This is a genomic window from Pseudomonas sp. R62 (assembly GCF_000257605.1).
GTDB classification, from domain to species: domain Bacteria; phylum Pseudomonadota; class Gammaproteobacteria; order Pseudomonadales; family Pseudomonadaceae; genus Aquipseudomonas; species Aquipseudomonas atacamensis.
In genome coordinates this window covers 2,824,536-2,829,339 of sequence record NZ_JH635998.1, presented here as the reverse complement: position 1 = coordinate 2,829,339, position 4,804 = coordinate 2,824,536, and the positions used below count along the sequence as shown (strand labels likewise).

Sequence of the window (4,804 nt, the reverse complement as noted above, 5' to 3'; positions counted from 1 at the left end):
ACCTGCGCAGTACGCAGTTTCTCGCTGCGCCCGCGCAGCCATTCCAGCGTCAGCAGCAAGATCACCGAGAAGGCAATCAGCAACGTCGCTGCCGCTGCAATCGTCGGGCTCAGGTTCTCGCGAATCCCGCTGAACATCTGCCGAGGCAATGTCGCCTGCTCGGGTCCGGCAAGGAACAGCGTCACCACCACTTCATCGAAAGAAGTGGCAAAGGCAAACAGCGCCCCGGAAATCACTCCCGGCGCAATCAGCGGCAAGGTCACCCGGCGGAATGCAGTCAGCGGCGATGCACCGAGACTCGCAGCAGCACGCACCAGGTTGTGATTAAACCCCTGCAACGTCGCCGACACGGTGATGATCACAAACGGCACACCCAATACCGCATGCACGACGATCAGCGAGAAGAAGCTGTTACCCAGCCCCAGCGGCGCGAAGAACAGATAACTCGCCACGCCGATGATCACCACCGGCACCACCATCGGTGAAATCACCAGTGCCATCACCAGTGACTTGCCAGGGAAGTCGCCACGGGTCAGGCCGATCGCCGCCAGCGTGCCGAAGATCATCGCCAGCACCGTTGCCGCCGGGGCGACGATGATGCTGTTCTTCAGCGCGCGCATCCATTCCGCCGAGGCGAAGAAGTCGTGGTACCACTGCAGCGAGAAGCCCTGCAGCGGATAGACCAGAAAACTCCCCGAGTTGAACGACAGCGGAATGATCACCAGCACCGGCAGGATCAGGAACAGCAGGATCAGGCCGCAGAGAATCCGCAGGCTGTAGAACCACACCCTTTCGATGGGCGACATGTAAGGACTCAGCATCGCAAATTCCCCTTAGCTCAGGCGCAGGCGACTGGCGCCGACCAGCCAGCTGTAGATCAGATAAAGCACCACGGTCGCCAGCAACAGCAGCCCGCCGAGCGCAGTGGCCATGCCCCAGTTGATGCTGGTGTTGGTGTAGAAGGCGACGAAGTAGCTGACCATTTGGTCGTTCGGGCTGCCGAGCAGCGCCGGGGTGATGTAGTAGCCAATCGCAAGGATGAACACCAACAGGCAGCCGGCGCCAACACCGGCGTAGGTCTGCGGGAAGTACACCCGCCAGAAACTGGCGAACGGATGGCAGCCAAGGGAGATCGCAGCGCGCATGTAGGTCGGCGAGATGCCTTTCATCACGCTGTAGATCGGCAGAATCATGAACGGCAGCAGGATGTGCACCATCGAGATGTAAACGCCGGTGCGGTTGAATACCAGTTCCAGCGGTTTATCGATGATGCCCATGGCCAGCAGCGCACTGTTGATCAGACCGCCGGATTGCAGCAGCACGATCCACGCTGCGACCCGCACCAGAATCGAAGTCCAGAACGGCAGCAGCACCAGTATCATCAGCAGGTTGCTCTGCCGCGAAGGCAGGTTCGCCAGCAGGTAGGCCAGTGGATAGGCGAGCAGCAGGCAGATCACGGTGATGACCAGGCCCATCCAGAACGTGCGAGCGAAGATGTCGAGGTAGATCGCCTGATCCGGGGTGGCTGGAGCCAGTTCGCCGAGGTCATCGATGCGGTGATCGACCGCCGCCAGCAGGTAATACGGAGTGATGCTGCTGGTGTTGCGTTTCACCGCTTGCCAGTAGGCCGGATCGCCCCAGCGTTCGTCGAGCGCTTCCAGCGCTTCTTTATAAGAGGCCGGTTCGCTGGCGAACGGCAGCGCCCGGGCGGTTTTGGTCAGCAGGCTGCGGTAGCCGGCCAACTCCATGTTCAAGCGCTTGGACAGATCGCCCAGCGTCTGGTTTTTGCGGGCTTCGGCGAGGTCTTCGCTGGCAGCCTTGTACACCGGCTCGGCCGGCAGACCACGACCGTCCCAACTGGCGATGGCGGTGACAGTGCGCGGCATGCCGCCAACCACTTCCGGGTTGCCGACGCTTTTATAGAGCAGCGCCACGATCGGCACCAGAAACACCAGCAGCAGAAACAGCACCAGCGGCGCAATCAGTGCCTGGGCTTTCCAGCGGTTGACCCGCTCGGCGTGCTTGAGCTTCTGCTTCAAGGTGGGGCTGGCGCCCTCGTTCAGGGGAACGGCGATGGCCATGACGTACTCCGCAAATCTTTGATCGTTACAGAGGTGGCGAACCACCTCGAACTTTTGCCAGTGATCGTTCCCACGCTCTGCGTGGGAATGTATCCAGTGACGCTCTGCGTCACACAGGGACGCGGAGCGTCCCGGGCGGCATTCCCACGCAGAGCGTGGGAACGATCATCCGGAAAGCCATCGGTCCGCATGCTTGGGTTATTTGGCGGCCCAGGAATTGAAGCGCTGTTCCAGTTGCTCGCCGTTATCAGCCCAGAAGCTGACGTCGATCTGCACCTGGTTGGCGATGTTTTCCGGGGTGGTCGGCATGTCTTTCAGGACATCCTTGGCCAGCAGCGGCACGGCTTGGGTGTTGGCCGGGCCGTAGGCGATGTTTTCCGAGTAGGTCTTCTGCTGCTGCGGCTGCACCGAGAAGGCGATGAATTTCTTCGCCGCTTCCGCGCGCTTGGCGTCCAGACCTTTCGGGATAGCCCAGGCGTCGAAATCGTAGATGCCGCCGTTCCACACCACTTTCAGATTGGATTCTTTCTGCACCGCCGCGATGCGACCGTTGTAAGCCGAGCTCATCACCACGTCACCGGAAGCGAGGTATTGCGGCGGCTGTGCACCGGCTTCCCACCACTGAATACTTGGCTTGAGCTCATCGAGTTTCTTGAAGGCGCGATCCTGGCCGCCCTTGCTCGCCAGCTCTTTGTAGACGTCTTTCGGCGCCACGCCATCGGCCATCAGCGCGAATTCGAGGGTGTACTTGGCGCCTTTGCGCAGGCCACGCTTGCCCGGGAATTTCTTGGTGTCCCAGAAATCCGCCCAGCTGGTCGGTGCGGTTTTCAGCTTGTCTGCGTTGTACGCCAGTACGGTCGACCAAACGAAGAAACCTACGCCGCACGGCTGAATGGCGCCTTTGACGTAGTCTTCGGTCTTGCCGAACAGCGCCGGGTCGAGTTGTTCGAACATGTCTTCGTCGCAACCACGGGACAGCTCTGGCGATTCAACTTCGACCAGATCCCACGACACGCTCTTGGTGTCGACCATGGCCTTGACCTTGGCCATTTCGCCGTTGTATTCGCCGGCAACGATCTTGCCGTTACCCGCCGCTTCCCACGGTGCATAGAAGGCTTTGACTTGCGCCGCCTTGTTCGCCCCGCCAAACGACACCACGGTCAAGTCCGGGCCGGCGGCCATTGCGCCGGTCGCACCCATCAGGCCCAGAGTCAGGGCGGTGAACTTCAGGGATCTCAACATTTATTGTTCTCTCCACGTGCAGGGTTGGTGTTGGTATTGCCGGGGCGCTTAGTGCGCCTCTAAAAGCGGATCGAGCGCACGAACGTGCTCGACCTGCCAGCCAAGCGGAACCACGTCGCCGACAGCGAGCGCGGGATCGAGCTCGGCAATCGGTTGTTTCACGAAGAAGTCGGTCTTGCCGCAGACTTCCAGGCGCACCCGGACGTGGTCGCCCAGATAGATGAATTCCGCCACCCTCCCTGAGAAGCGGTTGACGCATTGATCGCTCGAGCCGTTGAGGCTGACGCGCTCCGGACGGATCGACAGAGTCACCGGTTCGCCGGTCTGGCCAACGTTGACGGCCAGCGCCTCGACTTTTTCGCCACGCCCCAACTCGACCACGCAGCGCTCGCCACTCTGGCTGAGCAGGCGGCCGTTGAGGCGGTTGTTCTCGCCAATGAAGTTGGCGACAAAGGTGTTTTTCGGCTCTTCGTAGAGCGTGCGCGGTGGCGCGATCTGCTGGATCTCGCCTTGATGGAACACGGCAACGCGGTCGGACATGGTCAGTGCTTCACCCTGATCGTGGGTTACGTAGACCACGGTCACGCCGAGGCGCTGGTGCAGGTGCTTGATCTCCATCTGCATGTGTTCACGCAGTTGTTTGTCGAGGGCGCCCAGCGGCTCGTCCATCAGCACCAGTTGCGGCTCGAACACCAGCGCGCGGGCCAGTGCCACACGTTGCTGCTGACCACCGGACAACTGCGCCGGATAGCGCGAAGCGAAGGCATCGAGCTGAACCATGCTGAGGACTTTCTTCACCCGCTCGCTGACATCGCTTTTGTTCAAGCCGCGCACGGTCAACGGGAAAGCAAGGTTCTCCGCGACAGTCATGTGCGGGAACAGTGCGTAGTTCTGGAACACCATGCCGATATCGCGCTTGTGCGGCGGCACGTTGTTGATCGAACGCCCGGACAGGAGGATTTCACCGGCGGTCGGCGTTTCGAACCCGGCGAGCATCATCAGGCTGGTGGTCTTGCCGGAACCGGACGGCCCGAGCAGGGTAAGGAATTCGCCCTTGCGAATGTCCAGGTTGAGGTCTTTGACGATCAGGTTCTCGCCGTCGTAGCTCTTCTGCACACCACGAAAGCTGACCAGCACATCACTGGTCCCTGCGCTTGTATCGACCTGGCTCATACCCACACCTTTGTTGTTGATGACTGCTTGTTCATCAAGCCTAGTGGCTGGCGGCGGCCACGCAAATCGGGGCGCAGGAGAGAATCGCTTAAGCGCAGTGGAAGGTTGGGTGTAGGGATTGCCCTACAAGGATGGCGCGTTTGGGCAAGCGCAGCGGCAAGGGGCAAGCTGCAAGCGGCAAGAACAGGCAAAAGCGCTTGTCGCTAATGGATATGCCCACAATCGAGGGTTAAACAACGAAACCTGTGGGAGCTGGCTTGCCAGCGATAGCGGTGGGTCAGCCGACATTTATGTGACTGACATGCCCT

The 4,804-nt window shown here is 60.6% G+C and carries 5 protein-coding genes; 1 reads left to right on the top strand and 4 read right to left on the bottom strand.

The genetic code is table 11. From position 1 onward, the window contains the following. From OQK_RS13695 to OQK_RS13680, 4 genes are all read right to left on the bottom strand, one after another. Window positions 1–821 (bottom strand): ABC transporter permease (locus OQK_RS13695; RefSeq protein WP_016772909.1); only part of this gene is annotated, 821 nt, incomplete at its 3' end. A 12-nt stretch (window positions 822–833) separates the two neighbouring features. Then, a complete protein-coding gene (locus OQK_RS13690; protein WP_016772908.1) occupies window positions 834–2,081 on the bottom strand; it encodes an ABC transporter permease in 1,248 nt (415 codons plus the stop codon). Window positions 2,082–2,279: 198 nt separating this feature from the next. Further along, window positions 2,280–3,323, bottom strand: coding sequence for an ABC transporter substrate-binding protein (locus tag OQK_RS13685; protein ID WP_016772907.1), 1,044 nt, complete (start codon window positions 3,321–3,323; stop codon window positions 2,280–2,282). Window positions 3,324–3,371: 48 nt separating this feature from the next. After that, window positions 3,372–4,496 (bottom strand): ABC transporter ATP-binding protein, encoded by a 1,125-nt coding sequence (locus OQK_RS13680; RefSeq protein ID WP_016772906.1) that lies wholly within the window; start codon window positions 4,494–4,496, stop codon window positions 3,372–3,374. Window positions 4,497–4,614: 118 nt separating this feature from the next. Between OQK_RS13680 and OQK_RS31280 the strand changes: the two genes are divergently transcribed. Beyond that, window positions 4,615–4,804: hypothetical protein (locus OQK_RS31280; RefSeq protein ID WP_238537175.1), on the top strand; the 190-nt coding region annotated here is incomplete at its 3' end.